The organism is Streptomyces xantholiticus, from assembly GCF_014651015.1.
GTDB lineage: Bacteria > Actinomycetota > Actinomycetes > Streptomycetales > Streptomycetaceae > Streptomyces > Streptomyces xantholiticus.
Genome location: NZ_BMWB01000018.1, coordinates 82119 through 103035 on the forward strand (window position 1 = coordinate 82119; position 20917 = coordinate 103035).

The window sequence follows — 20917 nt, forward strand, 5'->3', positions numbered from 1 at the left end:
CATCCGAGTGGGATGGACGGTGCCCGGGCCGCGTGCTTCCCCGGCAGCCCGGCAGTGACTCCTTAGCGTGCCCAGTGACCCATCGGCCCTGTCTTCGTTCCCCCGTACGGGGGGCCGGAAATCTGATCAGAACCGAGGTGTACGTCATGGTGACTCCGCCCGACAACGATGTGATCTGGGCTCGCTCCCTGCACCACGCCCACCGCGGCTCCCCGGCCCTCGTCGGCGTGTCGCTGGGCGTGCGGGAGGGCGAGATCCTCGCCGTGCACGGTGCGCGCGGCAGCGGAAAGACCACACTGCTGCAGTGCCTGTCCGGCCGGCTCGTCGCACAGCAGGGCGAGGTGTGGTTCAACAGTGCCCCCGTGCACACCATGTCCGCGATGGCACGCGAGCGGCTGCGGCGCGACCGGTTCGGCTGGATCGACCCCGAGCCGACGCTCGTGCCGGAGCTCAGTGCCTGGGAGAACGCGGCCCTGCCGCTGCTGCTCGCGGGCGTGTCCCGCCGGACCGCGAAGCCCACGGCGCTGGAGTGGATGGAGCGGCTGGACATCGGCACCTGCGCGAACAAGCGCCCCTGCACGCTGGTCCGTGCCGAACAGCAGCGCGTCGCCGTCGCGCGGGCACTGGTCACCACGCCGTCCGTGCTCTTCGCGGACGAGCCGACGGCGTCGCTGCACAGCAGGGACCGGGCGCACGTACTGCGTACGCTGGCCGCCGCCGTCCGCTCGCACCGGATCACCATGGTGCTCGCCACGCACGACCCGGACGTCGCGGCGCTCGCCGACCGTACGATCACGATCGCCGACGGGCGGCGCGTGGCCTTCCCTGCGGCCACCGACGCGGAAGGCCGGGCCGCGTGCTCGCTCTCCGTCTAGCCCGCGGGGCTCGTCTGCTGGTACTGCTCCGCCGCCTGATGGTGGCGGCGGCATCGGCGTGTGTCGGCTTCCTGCTGCTGTGCACGCTGATGTACGCGCTGTCGCACCCCGAGGACTCGGCCGCCGTGGTGCGCCTGCTGTGGTGCGGGCTGCCGCTCGCCTCGACGGTGTACCTCGCGGTGGCCGTGGCCCGTGCGGACCCCGGGACCCGGCCGCGACCTGGACTCTTCGCCGTCGGGCTCGGACCCTTCCGTCTCAGCGCGCTCGCCGCGGCGTCCACCGCGCTGACCTGCACGCTCGGCAGCATGGTCGCGCTCCTGTTCTTCCTCCATCTACGGGGCGATCTGTCGGGGCTGCCGTTCGACGGGGCCGCCGCCGGGATGCTCGCGGCGGAGCAACCGCTGCCGCTGCCCGCCGCGCTCACGCTGCTGGCGCTCGTCCCGCTCCTCGCCACCGTGGCGACCGCGGTGGTCCTGCGGCCGCGGGCGGCGGCGCCCGACGCCGAGGAGCCTTCCGGCACCCCGGGCGGGCTGCCGTGGGGCGTCGCACTCGTCGCACTCGGCCTGGCCGTCGAGACGTACACGAGCGACGGCCGCCCCGACGACCGGCCGGCCGGCGTGCTGGCGGGCTGGGCCCTCACAGCACTCGGCCTCTGGCTCGCGGGCCCGGGCGTCACCCATCTGTGCGGACGCCTCCTCCAGTCGCTCCGGCCGGGCGCGACCCGCCTGCTGGCCGGCCGCATCCTCATGGCGGAGTCCCGGCGCCTCGGCCCCCCGCTCGGCGTGATGTGCGCGGTGGCCTCCGGTGCGGTCACGGCGACAGCCGCGTACGGCTCAGCCCTCCAGCCCTGGGGCCCGCTGACGACCCTCGGCGCGACGCTCGTCGTCGTCTGCACCGCGACGACGCTGCTGACGGCGGCGATCGAGGTCAGACAGGGCCGCTCCGAGGCGACGACTGCGCTGCGGATCGTGGGCGCCCCGGCAACGATCCTGCGCCAGGCGGCGGCGCTGCGTGCGGGCGTCCTCGTCATGGTCTTCGTCCCCCTGACCCTCACCGTGGGCGCGCTGGCTGCCGCCCCACTGACCCGCTGAACCGTTTCGCCGGGCCCCATGTCCCATGGGGGGCTTCGAAACCCGCGCCGCCGGCTGGCAACCCAAGGCCCGCCGGCGATCGAGGGGCGGGGCCCTTGGGGGCGAGGTGGGGGGGAGGAACCCGCCGCGGCCTATCGTGGGCGCATGACGGCCACCCCGCACGACCGCGAGATCGAGTCCATCGAAGAGTTCGACCAGGTCGTCGCCCACGGCTCACTCGTCGGGTACCGCCTGCAGTCCCTCGACCTGACGGCCCGCACCTCCGAGCTGCTTCGCGTTGACGCGACCGCCGCCGTGTTCCTCGGGTGCCTGATGGAGCCCGACGCCGCCGCCAAGATCCGCGCGGACGGCGCACTCGTCCTCCCGCCCGTACCCGACCTGCCGTTCGACCCGTACCGCGGCCGGCTCTACTCCCCCGACGACCTGTTCGCAGGCCTCGCGGACAGCGGCGGCTACGAGACGACGCCCGACGCGCGCGCCCACGCCTGGTTCCAGCGGACGAAGGCAGACGGCGACATCTACGCCTCGATGCTCCGTGCCGTCCACGACGACTCGATCTCCGACGCGCTCGACGAACTCCTCGTCGGCAAGCAGGTCGTGGGCGTCATGGGCGGGCACGCGATGGGCCGCGGCACCGACGCGTACGCCGGCGCCGCACGGCTCGGCCGCGAGCTGTCCCGTGCCGGGTTCACCGTCGCCACCGGCGGCGGGCCCGGCGCCATGGAGGCCGCCAACCTCGGGGCGTACGCCGCACCGCACCCGGACGGGATGCTGGACGACGCGCTGCTGCTGCTCGCCAAGGCCCCCTCGTTCATGCCGTCGGTCACGGACTGGGCGGAGGCCGCGTTCGAGGTGCGCCACCGCTGGCCGCAGGGCGGGGACTCGGTCGGGATCCCGACGTGGTTCTACGGTCACGAGCCGCCGAACGCCTTCGCGGACCACATCGCCAAGTACTTCGCCAACGCCACCCGCGAGGACGGCCTGCTGGCCCGTTCCACCGCGGGTGTGATCTTCCTGCCGGGCGCCGCCGGCACCCTGCAGGAGGTCTTCGACAACGCCACCCCGAACTACTACGAGTCCCGCGGCGAACCAACCCCCATGGTGCTGGTCAACCGGTCGCACTGGACGGACCACCTCCCCGCCTGGCCGCTGCTCCGGTCGCTCGCGCGCGGCCGGTCGATGGAGTCACGCATCGCCCTCGTCGACTCGGTCGAGGAAGCTCCGGCCGCCCTGAAGCGTCTGCTCGCGGCGACGCCGGACGCCCTTTAGACCCTCGTCCGGCCCGAGGACCACGACCTCGTCCGCGGCGAACACCACGCCCACCGAGGCGCCCTCCTCCGGTGCCTGGGCCAAGGAGCACTCCGCCTCCAACTCGGGGCCGTCGTCCGGTCGCAGCCGTACGGCGACGTGGGTCCCGCGGAAGGTACGGGACTCGACGGTGCAGCGCAGGCCCTGCGAGGGGTCGGTGATCCGTACCCCGTCGGGCCGTACGAGCAGCGTCCGCGCGCCCTGCGGCGAGCCGTCCGGCACGGGGAGCTTGCCCCAGACCGTGTCGGCGGCCGCGCCGCCGACCGTCGCGGCCACCACGTTCTCGAAGCCGAGGAAGCGTGCGACGAATGGAGACGCGGGCCGCTGCCAGACCTCCAGCGGCGTCCCCGCCTGCGCGATTCGGCCGTCCCGCATGACGACGACGCGGTCGGCGAGGGCGAAGGCCTCACCCTGGTCGTGGGTGACTGCGAGCACCGTCGTACCCAGTCGGCCGAACAGACCGCGCAGTTCGACGACGAGCCGCTCCCGCAGCCCGCGGTCCAGCTGCCCGAGCGGCTCGTCGAGCATCAGCAGCCTCGGCTCCGGCGCCAGCGCCCGCGCCAGGGCGACCCGCTGCTGCTCGCCGCCGGACAGCGCCGCGACGGACCGCTTCTGCGCCCCGGGCAGCCCCACGAGCCTCAGCAACTCGTCGGTCCGGCGCGCCTGTTCACCGCGTTCCGCGCCGCGCATCCGCAGGCCGAACGCGACATTGCCGCCGACGTCACGCTGAGGGAAGAGCTGGTGGTCCTGGAACATCAGCCCCACCCCGCGCCGGTGCACCGGCACCCCCGCCTGGTCGGCACCGCCGAGCAGGACCCGCCCCGCGTCGACGGCCTGGAGCCCGGCAACCGCCCGCAGCAGCGTCGACTTGCCGCTGCCGCTCGGTCCGAGCAGGCACACGATCTCGTGCTCGGCGACCTGGAGGTCCACCGTGTCGAGCGCGGTCCGCGGCCCGAACCGTACGGTCACGCCCCGAAGTTCGAGCAGCGTCATCAGAACTCCTCGGAGGTGGACTCGGTACGAACGCGTTCGAGCAGGAGCAACGCCGCCGCGCACACCACCATCAGGATCGTGCTCAGCGCCATTGCCTGCCCGTAGTTGAGCTCGCCGGGCCGTCCCAGCAGGCGGGCGACGGCGACGGGCAGCGTCGGGTTGTCGGGCCGGGCGATGAAGACGGTCGCACCGAATTCGCCGAGGGAGACGGCGAACGCGAAACCCGCCGCCACCAGCAGCGCCCTGCGCACCAGCGGCAGATCGACCTCGCGCCAGGCCCGCAGTGGTGACGCGCCGAGTACGGCGGCGGCCTCCCGGAGCCGCTCGTCCACGGCACGCAGCACGGGCAGCATCGTGCGGACGACGAAGGGCACGCCGACCAGTGCCTGGGCCAGGGGCACCAAAATCCATGAGGCACGCAGGTCGAGCGGCGGTTCGTCGAGGGTGATGAGGAAGCCGAAGCCCACGGTCACGGCGGAGACCCCGAGCGGCAGCATCAGCAGGGCGTCGAAGCCGCGGACCAGCCGCCCGGCCCTCCGGGTGAGCGCTGCCGCGGCCGGCCCGCCCACGGCGAGCGCGATGGCGGTGGCCGCCAGGGCGTACTGCAGCGAGTTCCACACGGCTTCGATCGGCGCCACGAGGAACGCACCGCCGGCCGGGTCAACGGTCCCCAGTTCCCGGTAGTGGTCGAGCCCGTGGCCGCCCGCGGTGTCGAAGGAACGCTCGACCAGCACCGCAAGCGGCGCCAGGAGCAGTACGAGAACGGTGGCCAGGACGCCGCCGAGCATCGCCCACTGGGCCGTACCGCGCGGCGGCCGAGCGGTACGCACCGGGTCGACGAGCCGCAGTGCGCTCTCCCGCCGCCGCACGGTCCATGCGTGCACGGCGAGCACCGCACCGACCGCCGCGAACTGCACCAGCGTCAGCACGGCCGCTGTCGGCAGGTCCAGGAAGTCGGCGGTCTGCCGGTAGATCTCCACCTCCAGGGTGGAGAAGGAGGGGCCGCCGAGGATCTGCACGACGCCGAAGGAGGTGAAGGTGAAGAGGAAGACCATCAGGGCGGCGGCGGCCAGCGACGGCACCAGAGCGGGCAGCGTCACCCGACGCCAGGCGGCGAAACGCCCCGCGCCCAGGACGCGGGCGGCCTCCTCCTGGCGGGGGTCGAGCTGGGACCACAGACCGCCGACGGTGCGTACGACGACGGCGTAGTTGAAGAAGACATGCGCGAGCAGGATGGCCCACACCGTGGTGTCCAGCCGGATCCCCCACAGCTCGTCGAGGAGTCCGCCGCGCCCCAGCAGCGCCAGGAACGCCGAGCCGACGACGACCGTGGGCAGCACGAACGGCACCGTGACCACCGCGCGCAGCAGCCGCTTGCCCGGGAAGTCGAGGCGGGCGAAGACGTACGCGCCGGGCAGGGCGATCAGCAGGGTCAGCGCCGTGGAGGCGAGAGCCTGCCAGGTGGTGAACCACAGCACCGAGAGAATGTCCGGCCGACCGAGCACCTCACCGAAGCGGCCGAACTGCCAGACACCGTCCGTATGGAGGCCGCGTCCGACGATCGCGGCGACGGGGTAGGCGAAGAAGACGGCGAAGAACGCGACAGGGCCGGCCATCAGGCCGAGCCGTGCCGCGTTTCCGCGCAGCGAGCCGACTACTTCACGACGAGCGAGGACCACGACCGGACCCACTGCTCACGGTTCTTCGCGATGGCGTCCGCGGCGACGGTCTCCGGCTTCTCGATCACCGCGCCGTGCTCGGTGAACAGCTCCGGCAGCTTCGCGTCCTTGATCACCGGGTTGACGAACATGTTCAGCGGCATGTCCTCCTGGAACTTCTTGCTGATCAGGAAGTCCAGCAGCGCCTTGCCGCCCGCCTCGTTCTTCGCGCCCTCGAGCAGGCCCGCGAACTCGATCTGGCGGAAGCAGGTGCCGGTCGCGACACCGGTCGGCGCCTCGGTGGGCTGCGGGTCGGAGTACAGGACCTCGACCGGCGGACTGGAGGCGTACGAGACGACGAGCGGACGGTCGGCCCCCGCCTTCTTGCCGCCGGCGGAACCGGAGAACTCCTCGTTGTACGCCTGCTCCCAGCCGTCGACGACCTTGACGCCGTTGTCCTTGAGCCTCTTCCAGTAGCCCTGCCAGCCGGATTCGCCGTACTCGCCGACGCTGCCGAGGAGGAAGCCGAGGCCGGGCGAGGAGGTGGCGGCGTTCTCGACGACGAGCATGTTCCTGTATTCGGGCTTCGCCAGATCGGCGAACGTCTTCGGCGGCGCGAGCTTCTTGTCGGCGAAGAACTTCTTGTCGTAGTTGACGCAGATGTCACCGGTGTCGACGGGCGTGACGCGGTGCTTGTCCGCGTCGAGCTGCACCTCCTGCACGACCTGATCGAGGCCCTTGGCCTCGTAGGGTGTGAAGAGGTCGTTGTCGAGCGCGCGGGAGAGCAGGGTGTTGTCGACGCCGAAGAAGACGTCGCCCTGCGGGGAGCCCTTGGTGAGGATCTCCTTGTTGAGCGCGGTGCCCGCGTCGCCGCTCTTGAGCACCTTGACCGTGTAGCCGGTCTGCCGGGTGAACTCCTTCAGCACCGCCTCGGACGCCGCGAAGGACTCGTGGCTGACGAGGGTGACGGTCCTGGACTTGCTCCCGTCGCCGGACCCGGAGTCCTTGGACTCCCCGCCGCAGGCGGCGAGCGTGGAGATGCCGAGGGCGCCGACGACTGCCGTACCGACGGCACGCCGAAGCTGGCTGTTCATGATGATGCTGACTCCCTACGCCGGTATGACCCGGATCAGGTCCGAGGGTCTGCGGCCCGTTGCCGTGAAGGCCTCGCCGCACTCTCAGCGCTGTGGTGCGCTCCCCTGTCGGAATGTTTCGTTGTTCATTTGTGCGAACGCCCAGGGCACAGTATCAGCCATGGCCGACGACCCTTCGGTCACCGCTCCTGCGCCGCCAGCTGCCCGCAGGCGCCGTCGATCTCCTGGCCACGGGTGTCCCGGACGGTGACCGGCACACCGTGCGCGGCGATGGCGTCCACGAACGCCTTTTCGTCCTCGGGGCGCGAGGCCGTCCACTTCGACCCGGGCGTCGGGTTGAGCGGGATCAGATTCACATGGACCCTCTTGCCCTTCAGCAGCCGGCCGAGCAGATCGCCGCGCCACGCCTGGTCGTTGATGTCGCGAATCAGCGCGTACTCGATGGAGATCCGGCGGCCGGACTTCTCCGCGTACTCCCAGGCGGCGTCGAGGACCTCGCGCACCTTCCAGCGGGTGTTGACCGGGACCAGGGTGTCGCGCAGCTCGTCGTCCGGCGCGTGCAGCGACACCGCGAGGCGGCACTTGAAGCCCTCGTCCGCGAACCGCAGCATCGCCGGCACCAGACCGACGGTGGAGACCGTGATGCCGCGCTGCGACAGGCCGAGGCCGTCCGGCTCGGGGTCGGTGAGGCGACGGACGGCTCCGACGACCCGCTTGTAGTTGGCGAGCGGCTCGCCCATGCCCATGAAGACGATGTTGGACAGCCGTGCCGGCCCTCCGGGGACCTCGCCGTCACGCAGCGCCCGCATGCCGTCGACGATCTGGTGCACGATCTCCGCGGTCGACAGATTCCGGTCGAGACCGGCCTGTCCCGTGGCGCAGAAGGGGCAGTTCATCCCGCAGCCGGCCTGCGAGGAGATGCACATGGTCACCCGGTCCGGGTAACGCATCAGCACGGACTCGACGAGGGTTCCGTCATGCAGTCGCCAGAGCGTCTTGCGGGTGGTGTCGCTGTCGCAGGAGATGTGCCGGACGACGGACATCAGATCGGGCAGCAGCTCACCGGCGAGCTTCTCGCGGGCCGCAGCAGGGATGTCCGTCCACTGGGCGGGGTCGTGCGCGTACCGCGCGAAGTAGTGCTGGGACAGCTGCTTGGCGCGGAACGGCTTCTCGCCGATCGCGGCGACGGCTTCCTTGCGCTCGGCGGGCGTGAGGTCGGCAAGGTGCCGCGGCGGCTGCTTGGCTCCGCGGGGCGCGACGAAAGTGAGTTCTCCGGGCTTCGGCATGGTTTCTCCAGTGTCGCAGACGCCGGCCGATGGCCTGCGAGCGATGCCTCGGGCGCCGCGCAGCCCCTGACGCCTGCCACGGGGCGCCCCGGCAACGCTGTCGGCCCGGCCGGCTCCCGCCCGCAAGGCGTGCCATTTCGAGGCGCGAGCCGGGAACTGGGCGTGGCATGCCATAGATACGCGGATGACGTTCTTACGGTCGGTCGGCCCGTGCCCGGAACACCTTGCCGCTACTGACAGCGGCCACCGTCCACGGTGGCCGCTGGACTGCTCCTTGCGGTCATGGTCAACGGGCGGCGGTTACGAGACGAGCGCAGCCCGCTGCAGGAGCCGGCCCATGCCTGATGCTGCCGGCCGAGTACCGACACGGCACGTTGCACGCCCCCTCAGCCCTGGACGCGTCGACGTCAGGGGGTTGTGTTGCGCCGTACTTCCGGCCTGGCCGCCGAGGGCCGGCTCGTCCCGCCGGTCACCGGAGCAGGCCGCAGCTACGGCTTCAGCTCGACAACAGCCGGTTGAAGAACGAACGGTACTTCCGCAGGGCCATGCGCAAGTTCTCCGTGTCGGCCTCCCCGCCTTGGCTCCACTGTCCCTCGAGCTCTTGCTTGTGCTGGGAGAATGTGGTGGCCAGGGTCTGCATGACATCCGCCACCAGCCCGTCGGCCTCATGGACGGCTTCGCGTGGGTCGTCGACGAACCGGTTCTGAATTTCCTGCCACCGCGTGCGGAATCCTTCCTCGTCCTGCGAGGTCAGCAGTTGCGGAACGTCCTCCGGTGCAGACACGTCCGGAGCGTCGGACACAGGCCCCGGCTCCCCCGAGTCGGTCGAAGCCGCCTCCGGAGCCGCGTCGGCCTCTGGCGTCGCCCCAGGTGCCTCGCCGGGGAAGCTCGGGGGCTGCTCCTCGGACCGGCGGCCCGCGTCCCTGTCCAGAGGTGCGGCAAGGTCCTCCGTGGACAGTCCGCTCTCAGTGGTGCCCGGGGTGTGTTCGCGTTCCATCTCTCCTCCGTCCTGATGATCGAAGAGTTCCGATGTGTGAGGCGCTCATGTGTGGGCCTGAGGACGCCCACCGTCGGAGAGCAGCTCGTCGAACAACGCGCGGTAGTGCACCATCGCCCCACGCAGTTGTTCGGTGGTCGCCGTGTGCTGCAGGCTGCGCTCGTTGACGTCGTGGGCAGCGCGGTAATGCTCCACGGTTCTGCCGTGCTCGACGGACAGATCCTTCAGCTTCTGAGCAAGGTCGTCGGTGGGGTAGCCGCGTTCACGCATGAGCGAGGCCACCAGGAGGTCCGCCTCGTGCACGGCGTCCTCGGGGCGATCCACGAACTCGCCTTGGACCTTCTGCCAGTCCCCGGCGTAGCGGTCACGGACGGCAGGAGACAGCGGCCTGATGTCCAGGGCGTCATGCCGCTTCTCCCGCTCACTCAGTTCGCGGTCGGCAGCGACCCGGCTGCCTGCGTCCTCGACGGTCCGCCCGTACTCAGGGCCGAACCGCTCACGGAGACGGCGCCGACGCGCGGTGTACCAGCCGAGCGTGGCCAACGCAGCTACCACTACGACCACCGGGATGATGATCGCGAGAAGTGTTCCTGTGGACATCCGCTCACCCCTTGGCAACGCATCCTTTACGCCACATAGGAAATCCCCCTGAAAAGGGAGCATAAACAGACCAAAGTTGCCTTTTTTGCAAGTCTGTTCGGCCGCGGTGGAAGCCGTTCGAGAGCGCGCCCAGGGCGCCGGAAGGCGTGCGGGCCTTGTCCCGGCCTCTGCATGTCGACGCTCCGGGCCCGGGCTGTGCCGGCAATCTCGCCGTGGAAGAGCCGAGGGCCCGCCGCCCTGTGGACAGCGAGCCCTCACGGAGAACCGCGCAGGTCAGCCCGACCCGACGAAGAGCACCAGCAACAACCACACCACCGGCGCCGTCGGCAGGAGCGAGTCCAGCCGGTCCATGATGCCGCCGTGGCCGGGGAGCAGCGTGCCCATGTCCTTGATGCCGAGGTCCCGCTTGATCATCGACTCGCCCAGGTCGCCGAGCGTGGCGCTGACCGCGACCGCGAGGCCGAGCAGCAGGCCCTGCCACCAGATGCCGTCGTCGACGAGGAACTGCATGCACAGCGCGCCCGCGGCCATCGCGAAGGACACCGCGCCGAGGAGCCCCTCCCGGGTCTTGCCGGGGCTGATGCGCGGGGCCAGCTTGGTCCTGCCGAAGCGCCAGCCCACCGCGTACGCGCCGGTGTCGCTGACCACGGTGAGCAGCAGGAAGGTGAGCACCCGCTCGGGGCCGTCGTCCGCCGTCAGCATCAGGGCGACGAAGGTGGCCAGGAAGGGCACGTAGAACGCGGCGAAGATGCCCGCCGTGACGTCCTTCAGATAACCCTCGGGCGGTTCGGTCATCCGCCAGACCAGGACCGCGAGGGCCGTCAGCGCCATCGCGACCCAGGCGCCCTCGGCGCCGGCCACGTAACCGGCGACGACCATCGCCGCGCCGCCCACGGCGAGCGGGACCAGCGGCGCCTTGATCTGCTTGCGCTCCTCGAGCCGGGAGGTCAGCTCCCACAGACCGACCACGACGGCGACAGCGATGACACCGACGAAGACGGCCTTGACGAAGAAGAGCGAGACGACGATCACCGCGCCGAGCCCGACGCCGACCCCTATCGCCGCGCGCAGGTTACGGCCGGCCCGCTTCTTCTGCGGGGGCTCGGGCCGCGAGGACGGCTGTGGAGTGGGCTCGCCCGGCGGCGGCGGAGTGGGCATGGGCTCCTGCGGCATCTCATCACGGAACAGGGGGCCGCCCAGCCGAGCGGCCCCCCGGTCACGGGCCTCGCGGTCTTCGCCGCGGCGGCCCCCGGCATCTCTACCTGCGTCGGGAAAGTCCGGCACGATGGGCATGCGCCGAGTCTGCTGTGCGTCGTGCCCATCGTGGGCGGGACCCGCCGGGAGGGGCCCCTGGTCGGGCGGCGGCCACGCTCCGGCGTATCCGGCGCCGTGCGAGGGCCCCCAGGAAGAGTCGTTCATCAGACCTCGAGAAGCTCGGCTTCCTTGTGCTTGAGCAGCTCGTCCACCTGCGCGACGTACTTCGCGGTGGTGTCGTCGAGCTCCTTCTCCGCACGGCGGCCCTCGTCCTCGCCGACCTCGCCGTCCTTGATCAGCTTGTCGATGGTCTCCTTGGCCTTGCGGCGCACCGAGCGGATCGAGATCTTGGCGTCCTCGGCCTTGGTCTTGGCGACCTTGATGTACTCCTTGCGGCGGTCCTGGGTCAGCTCGGGGAACACCACGCGGATGATGTTGCCGTCGTTGCTCGGGTTGACGCCGAGATCGGAGTCGCGGATCGCCTGCTCGATGTTGCGCAGCGCGCTCTTGTCGAACGGCGTGACGACGGCCATCCGCGGCTCGGGAACCGAGAACGAGGCCAGCTGGTTGATCGGGGTCAGGGCACCGTAGTAGTCCGCCACGATCTTGTTGAACATCGCCGGGTGCGCACGTCCGGTGCGGATCGCGGCGAAGTCATCCTTGGCGACCAGGACGGCCTTCTCCATCTTCTCCTCGGCCTCGAGGAGGGTCTCTTCGATCACCACTTGCTCCTGCGTGTCTTGAGGTAGGCCCGGCTCGTACCACTGGGCCGGCGGAACCTGCGTCGCGTATTGCCTGCACGGTGTCCGACCGGCAGGACTTTGTCCATCCCTCTTGGGGCGCCCAGGATCAGGCCCGGGTGCCCCGGTCGCTCACGAGCGTGCCGATCTTCTCACCCTTGACGGCCCGAGCGATATTGCCCTCGGTGAGGAGTTCGAACACGAGGATCGGCAGGGCGTTGTCGCGGCAGAGCGTGATCGCGGTGGCGTCGGCGACCTTGAGATTGCGCGACAGCACCTCGCCGTACTCCAGCGCGTCGAACTTCACCGCGTCGGCGTTGGCCTTGGGGTCCGAGTCGTAGACCCCGTCGACTCCGTTCTTACCCATGAGCAGCGCCTCGGCGTCGATCTCAAGGGCCCGCTGTGCGGCGGTGGTGTCGGTGGAGAAGTACGGCATGCCCATACCGGCACCGAAGATGACCACACGGCCCTTCTCCAGGTGGCGCACGGCGCGCAGCGGAATGTACGGCTCCGCGACCTGGCCCATGGTGATGGCGGTCTGGACGCGCGAGTCGATGCCCTCCTTCTCCAGGAAGTCCTGGAGGGCAAGGCAGTTCATGACCGTGCCGAGCATGCCCATGTAGTCGGAGCGGGCCCGGTCCATGCCGCGCTGCTGGAGCTCGGCCCCGCGGAAGAAGTTGCCTCCGCCGATGACGACCGCGATCTCCGCCCCGTCGCGTACGACCGCGGCGATCTCGCGGGCGATGGCGTGTACGACGTCGGGGTCGACGCCAAGACCTCCGCCACCGGCGAACGCCTCGCCGGACAGCTTCAGCATGAAGCGTCCGGACTTTTTGCCGTGGTTGTCGTCGCTCTGTACGGCGCCCTGATTCATGGAGATCTCCTCGTGCACATACGAAGAAGGCCATTGCCACTGGGTCCTTGCGGTTTCCCGTACGGCAATGGCCTCCTCGTCAGATCTGCGATCGTCCGGCGCGAACGCCGACGACTGCTTCAGACCCTACCGGGGTCCGGTGTCCGTCGCGTATGGACTCAGATGCCGACCTTGATGCGCGCGAAGCGCTTCAGGGTGACACCGGCCTCGTCCAGAATCTGCTGAACGGTCTTCTTGTTGTCCAGCGCGTACGGCTGGCCGAGGAGAGTGGCCTCCTTGAAGAAGCCGTTGACGCGACCCTCGACGATCTTCGGGAGGGCGGCCTCGGGCTTGCCCTCGGCGCGGGTGGTCTCCTCGGCGACGCGACGCTCGGACTCGACGACCTCGGCCGGAACGTCCTCACGGGAGAGGTACTTCGGGGCGAAGGCGGCGATGTGCTGGGCGACGCCCTTGGCGAGGTCGGCGTCGGCCTTGTCCAGCTCGACCAGAACACCGATCTGCGGCGGCAGGTCGGGCATGGTGCGGTGCATGTAGGACGCGACGTAGGCGCCGGAGAACTGCGCGAAGCGGTCCAGGACGATCTTCTCGCCGAGGTTGGCGTTGGCCTCGTCGACGTACGCCTGGACGGTCTTGCCGGGCTCGATCTCGGAGCCGAGCAGCGCCTCGAGGTCGGCCGGGGAGGTCTTGGCGACGTGCGCGGCGAGCGCACCGGCGACGTCCTGGAACTTGTCACCCTTGGCGACGAAGTCCGTCTCGCACTTCAGCTCGACGATGACACCGGAGGTGTTGTCCTCGGCGATCAGGGAGACGACGGCGCCGTTCTCGGCGGAGCGGCCCTCGCGCTTGGCGACGCCCTTCTGGCCCTTGATGCGCAGAGCCTCGACGGCCTTGTCGACGTTGCCTTCGGCCTCGTCCAGCGCCTTCTTGCAGTCCATCATGCCGGCGCCGGTGAGCTCGCGGAGCTTCTTGACGTCAGCGGCGGTGTAGTTCGCCATGTCCTTGAATCTCTCTCGAAAGTCGAAAGTCGAAGATCTACGGGTGAGCGGCGGGGCCGGTGTGGTCACACCGTCCCCGCCGTCAGCAACCGAACCTGTGAGGTCAGGCCTGCTCGGCGTCCTCGGCCGGCTTCTCGGCCTCGGCAGCCGGCGCCTCGGCGGCCGGGGCCTCGACAGCCGGCGCCTCGGCAGCCGGCGCCTCGACAGCCGGCGCCTCGGCGGGCTTCGCCTCGGCGTCGTCGGCCTTCTTCTCGCCCTCGAGGAGGTCACGCTCCCACTCGGCGAGCGGCTCGCCGGCGGCCTTCTCACCCGGCTTGGAGTCACCGGTGGCGGCGCCGGAGCGGGCGATGAGGCCCTCGGCGACGGCGTCGGCGATCACACGGGTGAGCAGGGTGACGGAGCGGATCGCGTCGTCGTTGCCCGGGATCTTGTAGTCGACCTCGTCCGGGTCGCAGTTGGTGTCGAGGATCGCGACGACCGGGATGTGGAGCTTGCGCGCCTCACCGACGGCGATGTGCTCCTTCTTGGTGTCGACGATCCAGACCGCGCTCGGCACCTTCTGCATCTCGCGGATACCACCGAGGGTCTTCTCCAGCTTGGCCTTCTCACGCGAGAGGACCAGGAGCTCCTTCTTGGTGAGGCCGGAGGCGGCCACGTCCTCGAAGTCGATCTGCTCGAGCTCCTTGAGGCGCTGCAGACGCTTGTAGACGGTGGAGAAGTTGGTGAGCATACCGCCCAGCCAACGCTGGTTGACGTACGGCATACCGACGCGCGTCGCCTGCTCGGCGATGGCCTCCTGGGCCTGCTTCTTGGTGCCGACGAACATGATGGAGCCGCCGTGCGCGACGGTCTCCTTGACGAACTCGTAGGCGCGGTCGATGTACGACAGCGACTGGAGCAGGTCGATGATGTAGATGCCGTTGCGCTCCGTGAAGATGAAGCGCTTCATCTTCGGGTTCCAACGACGGGTCTGGTGACCGAAGTGGACGCCGCTCTCCAGCAGCTCCCGCATCGTGACGACGGCCATGGCCGTATCTCCTTGGATTCTCGGTTGTGTCCTGACGCCCCGACGCGCCGTGCCACAAGGGACCGAGGAGCGCGGCCACCGACCGCTGAGGGTGTGGTGGCGGGGCGTGCGAAGTCGACCCGGTGACCCGGATCGCCAGAAGAAGTGTACGGGACCGCTGACCTACCGGGTGACGGCGCTGTCCACAACGGGACCGTTGTCCACAGAACCGGGCCATGATCAGCGAGCGGGGCTTCGTCCGCGGGACGGTTCCGTCCATGAAGCGTACGTACTCCGCGTCTTCCGCGTCCGCGGTCTGCCTGGTGGTCACCCTCCTGCTGCTCGCCGCGCTGCCGGCGGTGGCCGGCCCCCTCCCGGCGACCGTCGTGCCCCGCCCGCCCGGCGGCGGTGGGGGCGGCGCGGCCATCCCGGTCCCGGCCGCGCACGCATGGCGTGGTGGCGCGCACGGCCATGGCGCGGCCAACGCCGAGGGGCGGGGACGCCGCGCGGCCGAGGGTGGGCAGCCGCAGAGCCGTGGGCACGGTCGGGCGTCGCAGGCACCCGTGGCGGGTGCCGCTGACGACGGTGCGGAGCGGAGTTGGCCCGTCGGGTCGCCGCGGCCCGTGGTGGTGCGGGGATGGGAGCCGCCCGGTTCTCCCTACGGGCCGGGCCACCGCGGTGTGGACCTGGCCGCGGCGGCGGGAACACCCGTGCGGGCCGCGGCGCCGGGCATGATCTCCTTCGCCGGCTCGGTCGCGGGCCGAGGAGTGGTGTCGATCAGCCTCACCGGTACGGGTGACCCGCCGATGCGCACGACGTACGAGCCCGTCCGCCCGATCGTCGAGAAGGGCACAGAGGTACGCGCCGGCGACGTGGTCGGCGTCGTCGAGCCGGGGGCGTCGCACTGCGCGGGCTGTCTGCACTGGGGGCTGCGCCACGGCCCCGCGTATCTGAACCCGCTGTCGCTGCTGCCGCCCTGGATGCTGCGCCGTGCGCCGTCCCGGCTGCTGCCGGTGTTCGGCGTGCCCCACCCGGCGGCGGGGCCGGCTGCCTTCGCGGGCCCGGCCGCTGCCGCGGGGACAGCGGGGACGCCGCACGCCGGGCTGCTGCTGCTCGCCTGCCTGGCGGCACATCGGGCCCTGCGGCGGTCCGGCCGGGCCACGGCTTGTGCCGAGACCGGCCGGTCAGCCCCGTACGCCCCGCAGCACCATTGCGACGGCCGCCTCCGCGACGGCGTCGGGCTCCTCGGCGGCGCCGAGCTCGATGCGGCGGACCGCGGCGTCCACGATGCCCTGGAGAAGCATCGCGGTCAGCCGGGGCCGGTCCTGGCCCAGCTCACCGAGCGCCTCGACGATCATCGCGATCAGCCCGCCGTGCGCGGCCCGGATCTTCTCGCGGGCCCCGGCGTCCAGTTCACTCGCCGAGATCGCGACGACGGCCCGGTGTCGCCGGTCCCCGACCAGCTCGAGCTGTCGGCGCACATACGCCTCGACCTTGTCCTCCGGCGTCCGGGCCCGCCCCATCGCGGCCTCCACCTCGGCCGCCCAGACGGGGAAGTCGACCGCACAGAGCTCTTCGACGACCGCGGCACGCGAGCGGAAGTACTCGTACACGGAGGACCTCGCCAGGCCGGTGCGCTCGGCGAGGGCGGGGAAGGTCAGCGCCTCCGTACCGCCTTCGGACAGGAGGGAACGCGCGGCGTCCAGCAGGGCGCCTCGCTGCATCGTCCGGTGCTCGGCCACGGAGGCCGCTCGAATCCTGGGCACGTCCCCACTTTACGGATGCCGTCCCGGGGATCCCAGAGTCACCGCCCCACGTCGGCCAGCTTCGCCCGCAGCTGCAGGACCGACTTGGTGTGGATCTGACTGACCCTGCTCTCCGTGACGCCGAGGACGTGCCCGATCTCGGCCAGCGTGAGGCCCTCGTAGTAATAGAGCGTGACCACGGTCTTCTCACGGTCGGGCAGGGTGTTGATGGCGCGGGCGAGGAGTCTGCGCAGCTCGCGGTCCTCGGCCACCTCGACCGGATTGTCGGCTGCGGTGTCCTCGAGCGTGTCCATGAGGCTCAGGCGCTCACCGCCCTCCGCGCCGACATGCAGCAGTTCCTCCAGGGCCACCACGTTCGCCAGCGACAACTGGCTGAAAACCGCGTGCAGTTCCTCCACCGCGACGCCCATCTCGGCGGCGACCTCACACTCGGAAGGAGTACGTCGCAACTGCGCCTCGAGCGTCGCGTATGCCCGCTCGACTGCCCGCGCCTTCTGCCGCACGGAACGGGGGATCCAGTCCAGCGCGCGCAGTTCGTCGATCATCGCGCCGCGGATCCTGGTGATGGCGTACGTCTCGAACTTGATCGACCGGTCGATGTCGAACTTCTCGATGGCGTCGATGAGCCCGAAGACCCCGGAGGAGACGAAGTCCGCCTGCTCGACGTTGGACGGCAGCCCCACACTCACCCGGCCCGCGACGTACTTGACCAGCGGTGAGTAGTGCAGGATCAGCTGCTCCCGCAGCCGGTCGTCACCCGTGGCCTTGTACGACCGCCACAACTCCTCGAGCGACGAGGGAGCAGCGGGCCGCGCGGCGCCACGGGCAGCGGGTGGCGCTGCCGCGCGGTCCGACCCGGAGGTGTGCTGGGGCATGCGTTGCCTTGAGCCGTTCTGCTGTGAGGGGAGGTGGGGAGGGGCCCGCCTGGGCCCGGAACCCGGTGAGCGTAGCGTGACTGCACGGTCGCGTTGGGCGAAGGTCAGGGATACGACCCTGCGCGTATTCGCCCTCGCCCACACCTTCGAACCGGGGCCGATGCCCCACGCACCGGCCCCTCCGGTCCCGCCGACTGGCCTGAAGAGGTCATCGGCTTCACCTTTTCACCCGAATGCTCCAGGTCAAGCACCGCCTCGCCGTGCGTTCGAACCGAGGCCGGGTCCCTGCGTCAACCTCCACCCTTCGCCGTCCCGTTCCACGAATCCGAGTGAATGCAGTTCGTACAGCTTGCCCAGGGCCTCGTCCACCGTCGCCCCCGCGCCGCGGGCGACCTCCCGCCCAGCGACGGCGCCTCTGGCCGGAAGCGCCTCCAGCACCCGTCTGCCGACCGGATCCAGCAGGTCCCTGGGAAGCACCGGGCCGATGCGCTCGGGGGCCAGGTCCCCCATGCCGCCGACCAGTTCGACCACTTCCGCCGCGTCGGTGACCAGCACGCTCTCGCCACGCAGCAGTTCGTGGACGCCGGCCGACAGTCCGCTGGTGGCAGGGCCCGGCACCCCCATCGTGCAGCGGCCCAGCCGCTGGGCGTTGCGCGCGGTGACCAGCGAGCCGCTGCGGTACTCGGCCTCGACGACCACGGTGCCCCGTGTCAGCGCCGCGATGACGCGGTTGCGCATGACGAACCTGCTGGGCGTCGGGTGATCCCCCGGCGGCAACTCGCCGATGACGAGCCCCTGTTCGACGATGCGTCCGATGAGTTGGCCATGCCCCCGGGGGTAGACGACGTCGACCCCGCAGGCGAGGACGGCGACCGTGGCACCGCCTGCGGCCAGCACGCCGCGGTGTGCGGAGCCGTCCACGCCGAACGCCGCTCCCGACACCACGACCCAGCCGCGCTCCGCCAGTCCGGCGCCGAGGCCGGCCGCCATGTGCGCCCCGTAGGGCGTGCATGCCCGCGCCCCGACAACCGCGACCGAGCGCAGCGCCCATTTCCTCAGGTCGGGCCGGCCCCGCACCCACAGGCCGACCGGACGGGCGTCGTGGAGGTCGTCGAGCTGACTCGGCCACTCGGCGTCGCCGGGCACCACGAACCGGCCGCCGACCACGTGCACCGCATCCAGATCGCGCTCCGGCTCCACCCCGACGGCACGCGCCCGCAGCCCTTGCGCCCGCCGCTCGTTGACGCCCGGCAGCGATTTCGCCGTGCGGTCCTGCGACGTCAGCCGGGCCAGCAGTTCCTCGGCGCCGAATTCCCGCAGCCACCGTCCGCCGCGTTCGTCACCCGGTTCCAGGATCCGTGTCAGAGCTGCCCGCGCCGTCCGCTCCGGCTCGTCCGGTGGCCCGTTCGGCGGGGGCGTCAGCGGCGTCATGACCCTCCTCCGGCCCCGCCGACCGCCGCGGCCGGTGCGCCTCTCGCGATACCGGTCCGCAGCTCAAGTGCCAGCGCCACGTCGCACGGCTCCGGCCGGTCCCGGCCGGCGAGGTCGGCGACGGTCCAGGCCACCCTCAGCACGCGGTCCAGGCCGCGTGCCGTGAGCAGGCCGCGCTCCACGTCCCGCTCGGCGGCCGCCAGGGCGCCTGCGGACACCGTCCAGCGGGTCCGCAGCTCATGCCCGGGGACCTCGCTGTTGACGCTCCAGGGGGTGCCGTCCAGCCGGGCCGCGGCACGTGCCCTCGCCTCCCGCACCCGGTCCGCGACCACTGCCGTGGACTCGCCCCGGCCGCCCTGACCGAGGAGATCGGACCGGCTCACCGGCTCGACCTCGATCCGCAGGTCGACCCGGTCCAGCAGGGGCCCCGACAGCCGGGCCTGGTACCGCCGGATGACCGAGGCGGGGCATTCGCAGCCGGCACCGTGAAGCGTGTGCCGGCCGCACGGGCAGGGATTGGCGGCCAGCACCATGAGGAACTTCGCGGGCAGGCGCACCACTCCGCCGCTCCTGGCCACGACGACATGGCCCGACTCCAGTGGCTGCCGCAGCGCGTCGAGCGCCTTGGCGGAAAATTCCGGGGCCTCGTCCAGGAAGAGCACGCCCCGGTGGGCGAGCGAGACGGCGCCAGGCTTCGGCAGACCGTTGCCACCGCCGACCAGCGACTGCATCGTCGCCGAGTGGTGCGGTGAGCAGTACGGCGCCGTCCGCACCAGCGGTTCTCCCGGCGGGAGGATGCCCGCCACCGAGTGCACCGCGGTCACCTCGAGCGATTCCCGGCGGGTCAGCGGGGGCAGCACCCCGGGCAGGCGCTCGGCCAGCATGGTCTTCCCCGCGCCCGGCGGGCCGGAGAGCATCAGATGATGGCCGCCGGCCGCCGCGACCTCCAGACCGGTACGTGCGCGGTGCTGGCCCGCAACTTCGGCGAGGTCCGGCCCGTCGCCCGGGGCGGCGGACAGTCCCGTGCCGACACCGGCGCCCGGTACCAGCAGGCCCGCCAGCATGGCGTCGGGTCTGCCCGGCTCGAGAGCCTCCTCGTCCGGCACCGGCTCGTCGGCGAGCACGGCGATCAACTGGCGCAGACTGCGCACGCCGAGGACCGCGATCCCCGGTACGAGTGACGCCTCGCCCGCGGTCCGTTCCGGCACGACGACGTGTTCGTACCCCGCCTCCGCCGCCGCGAGCACCGCGGGAAGCACGCCGCGCACCGGTCTGACCCGGCCGTCGAGCCCCAGCTCCCCGATCAGCACGAGGTCGGCGATCTGACGCGGGTCGATCCGCTCGGCGGCACCCAGGACCGCGCACGCCACCGCGAGGTCGAAACCACTGCCGCCCTTCGGCACGGACGCCGGGCTGAGTCCCACGGTGAGTTTCTTCTGCGGCCACTCGGCGCCCGAGTTCACCACTGCCGCCCGCACCCGGTCGCGGCTCTCGACCAGGCTCTTGTCGGGCAGCCCCACCAGCGTGAACGCGGCCACTCCCGGCTCCAGGTCCGCCTGGACCTCGACCACCACGCCCTCGACGCCCACCAGGGCCACGGAGCACGCTCGTGCGAACCCCATCAGGCCACCCCGCGGGCATGTTCTACCACTGCGGCACCGCGCCTGGGCAGCAGCACGCCCACGAGGTCGATGCGCACACCTCCCGGTGGCGCGCCGCCGTGCCGCTCGATCCAACACTCGGCGAGGCGTCGCAGGCGCCGCGCCTTGACCGGCGTGATCGCGGCCATCGGATGCTCGTACGCACCGGTCCTGCGGGTCTTGACCTCACAGACGACCACGGTGTCGCCGTCCCGGGCGACGATGTCGATCTCCCCGGCCCGCCCGCAGCGCCAGTTCCGCGCCAGCAGGCGCATGCCGGACCTGGTCAGCAGCCGCGCGGCCAGGTCCTCTCCGTACCGTCCCAGTGCCCCCGTCGCGTTCATCTCGGCACCACCTCCGGCACCGACTCTGACGCGTGGGACCCCTCAATGTGGATCTTGGTCGGGAACTGTGGACAACCCCCGGACTGTGGA

19 protein-coding genes, 1 pseudogene and 1 riboswitch are annotated in these 20917 nt (G+C 71.2%); of the genes and pseudogenes, 4 read left to right on the plus strand and 16 right to left on the minus strand.

Annotated elements, in window-relative coordinates; translation table 11 throughout:
* The first annotated feature begins 146 nt into the window (after positions 1-146).
* The 3 genes from IE198_RS23915 (at position 147) to IE198_RS23925 (ending at position 3235) form a co-directional block, all read left to right on the plus strand.
* The gene (locus tag IE198_RS23915; protein ID WP_189889959.1) at positions 147-875 is read left to right on the plus strand and encodes an ABC transporter ATP-binding protein; all 729 of its coding nucleotides are present in this window, start codon (positions 147-149) and stop codon (positions 873-875) included.
* Entirely contained in the window at positions 857-1966 is a 1110-nt protein-coding gene (locus IE198_RS23920; RefSeq protein WP_189889961.1) for a hypothetical protein, read from the plus strand. The genes IE198_RS23915 and IE198_RS23920 overlap by 19 nt, the downstream gene beginning before the upstream one ends.
* Before the next feature lie 144 nt (positions 1967-2110).
* Complete coding sequence (locus IE198_RS23925; protein ID WP_189889963.1) at positions 2111-3235, plus strand: LOG family protein; 1125 nt, start codon at positions 2111-2113, stop codon at positions 3233-3235.
* On the opposite strand, the gene IE198_RS23930 is transcribed toward IE198_RS23925, so the two are convergent.
* The 11 genes from IE198_RS23930 to rpsB all read right to left on the minus strand — a co-directional run bounded on the left by IE198_RS23930 (position 3152) and on the right by rpsB (position 14792).
* Complete coding sequence (locus IE198_RS23930) at positions 3152-4267, minus strand: ABC transporter ATP-binding protein (RefSeq protein WP_189889965.1); 1116 nt, start codon at positions 4265-4267, stop codon at positions 3152-3154. The genes IE198_RS23925 and IE198_RS23930 overlap by 84 nt on opposite strands.
* Positions 4267-5883 carry an ABC transporter permease gene (locus tag IE198_RS23935; RefSeq protein WP_189890105.1) on the minus strand — a complete coding sequence of 539 codons (1617 nt, stop codon included), beginning with the start codon at positions 5881-5883 and terminating at the stop codon, positions 4267-4269. The genes IE198_RS23930 and IE198_RS23935 overlap by 1 nt, the downstream gene beginning before the upstream one ends.
* A gap of 38 nt (positions 5884-5921) precedes the next feature.
* Positions 5922-7019 carry a thiamine ABC transporter substrate-binding protein gene (locus tag IE198_RS23940; RefSeq protein WP_189889967.1) on the minus strand — a complete coding sequence of 366 codons (1098 nt, stop codon included), beginning with the start codon at positions 7017-7019 and terminating at the stop codon, positions 5922-5924.
* A riboswitch (TPP riboswitch) is annotated at positions 7015-7136 on the minus strand. (Overlaps the previous gene by 5 nt.)
* 62 nt (positions 7137-7198) lie before the next feature.
* On the minus strand, positions 7199-8305 hold the full coding sequence (gene rlmN / locus IE198_RS23945) for a dual-specificity RNA methyltransferase RlmN (protein WP_100109414.1): 1107 nt from the start codon (positions 8303-8305) through the stop codon (positions 7199-7201).
* A gap of 496 nt (positions 8306-8801) precedes the next feature.
* Positions 8802-9089, minus strand: coding sequence for a hypothetical protein (locus IE198_RS35515; RefSeq protein WP_229834275.1), 288 nt, complete (start codon positions 9087-9089; stop codon positions 8802-8804).
* Between the two features lie 258 nt (positions 9090-9347).
* Positions 9348-9902, minus strand: a complete 555-nt coding sequence (locus tag IE198_RS23955; protein WP_189889971.1) for a hypothetical protein — start codon at positions 9900-9902, stop codon at positions 9348-9350.
* A gap of 273 nt (positions 9903-10175) precedes the next feature.
* Positions 10176-11321: a phosphatidate cytidylyltransferase gene (locus IE198_RS23960; RefSeq protein WP_189889973.1), complete on the minus strand. Its 1146-nt coding sequence runs from the start codon at positions 11319-11321 to the stop codon at positions 10176-10178.
* A complete protein-coding gene (gene frr, locus IE198_RS23965) occupies positions 11321-11878 on the minus strand; it encodes a ribosome recycling factor (RefSeq protein ID WP_100111401.1) in 558 nt (185 codons plus the stop codon). Before frr ends, IE198_RS23960 begins: the two co-directional genes overlap by 1 nt.
* A 127-nt stretch (positions 11879-12005) precedes the next feature.
* The gene (gene pyrH / locus IE198_RS23970; protein ID WP_189889975.1) at positions 12006-12770 is read right to left on the minus strand and encodes a UMP kinase; all 765 of its coding nucleotides are present in this window, start codon (positions 12768-12770) and stop codon (positions 12006-12008) included.
* A 158-nt stretch (positions 12771-12928) separates the two neighbouring features.
* Complete coding sequence (tsf, locus tag IE198_RS23975) at positions 12929-13765, minus strand: translation elongation factor Ts (protein ID WP_189889977.1); 837 nt, start codon at positions 13763-13765, stop codon at positions 12929-12931.
* 103 nt (positions 13766-13868) lie between these two features.
* Positions 13869-14792 (minus strand): 30S ribosomal protein S2, encoded by a 924-nt coding sequence (gene rpsB / locus IE198_RS23980; protein ID WP_189889980.1) that lies wholly within the window; start codon positions 14790-14792, stop codon positions 13869-13871.
* Positions 14793-15049: 257 nt separating this feature from the next.
* On the opposite strand from rpsB, the pseudogene IE198_RS36675 reads away from it, so the two are divergent.
* Positions 15050-15670: pseudogene (locus tag IE198_RS36675) on the plus strand (peptidoglycan DD-metalloendopeptidase family protein); the annotation flags it as partial.
* A gap of 285 nt (positions 15671-15955) precedes the next feature.
* Here the strand turns inward: IE198_RS36675 and IE198_RS23990 are convergent.
* The 5 genes from IE198_RS23990 to IE198_RS24010 all read right to left on the minus strand — a co-directional run bounded on the left by IE198_RS23990 (position 15956) and on the right by IE198_RS24010 (position 20827).
* On the minus strand, positions 15956-16513 hold the full coding sequence (locus tag IE198_RS23990; RefSeq protein ID WP_189890107.1) for a TetR/AcrR family transcriptional regulator: 558 nt from the start codon (positions 16511-16513) through the stop codon (positions 15956-15958).
* Positions 16514-16575: 62 nt separating this feature from the next.
* Complete coding sequence (gene whiG, locus IE198_RS23995; RefSeq protein ID WP_189889982.1) at positions 16576-17412, minus strand: RNA polymerase sigma factor WhiG; 837 nt, start codon at positions 17410-17412, stop codon at positions 16576-16578.
* Between the two features lie 243 nt (positions 17413-17655).
* Positions 17656-18843, minus strand: a complete 1188-nt coding sequence (gene dprA / locus IE198_RS24000; protein ID WP_189889984.1) for a DNA-processing protein DprA — start codon at positions 18841-18843, stop codon at positions 17656-17658.
* Complete coding sequence (locus IE198_RS24005; RefSeq protein ID WP_189889986.1) at positions 18840-20465, minus strand: YifB family Mg chelatase-like AAA ATPase; 1626 nt, start codon at positions 20463-20465, stop codon at positions 18840-18842. The genes dprA and IE198_RS24005 overlap by 4 nt, the downstream gene beginning before the upstream one ends.
* Positions 20465-20827 (minus strand): YraN family protein, encoded by a 363-nt coding sequence (locus IE198_RS24010; protein WP_189889988.1) that lies wholly within the window; start codon positions 20825-20827, stop codon positions 20465-20467. The genes IE198_RS24005 and IE198_RS24010 overlap by 1 nt, the downstream gene beginning before the upstream one ends.
* Positions 20828-20917 lie beyond the last annotated feature (90 nt).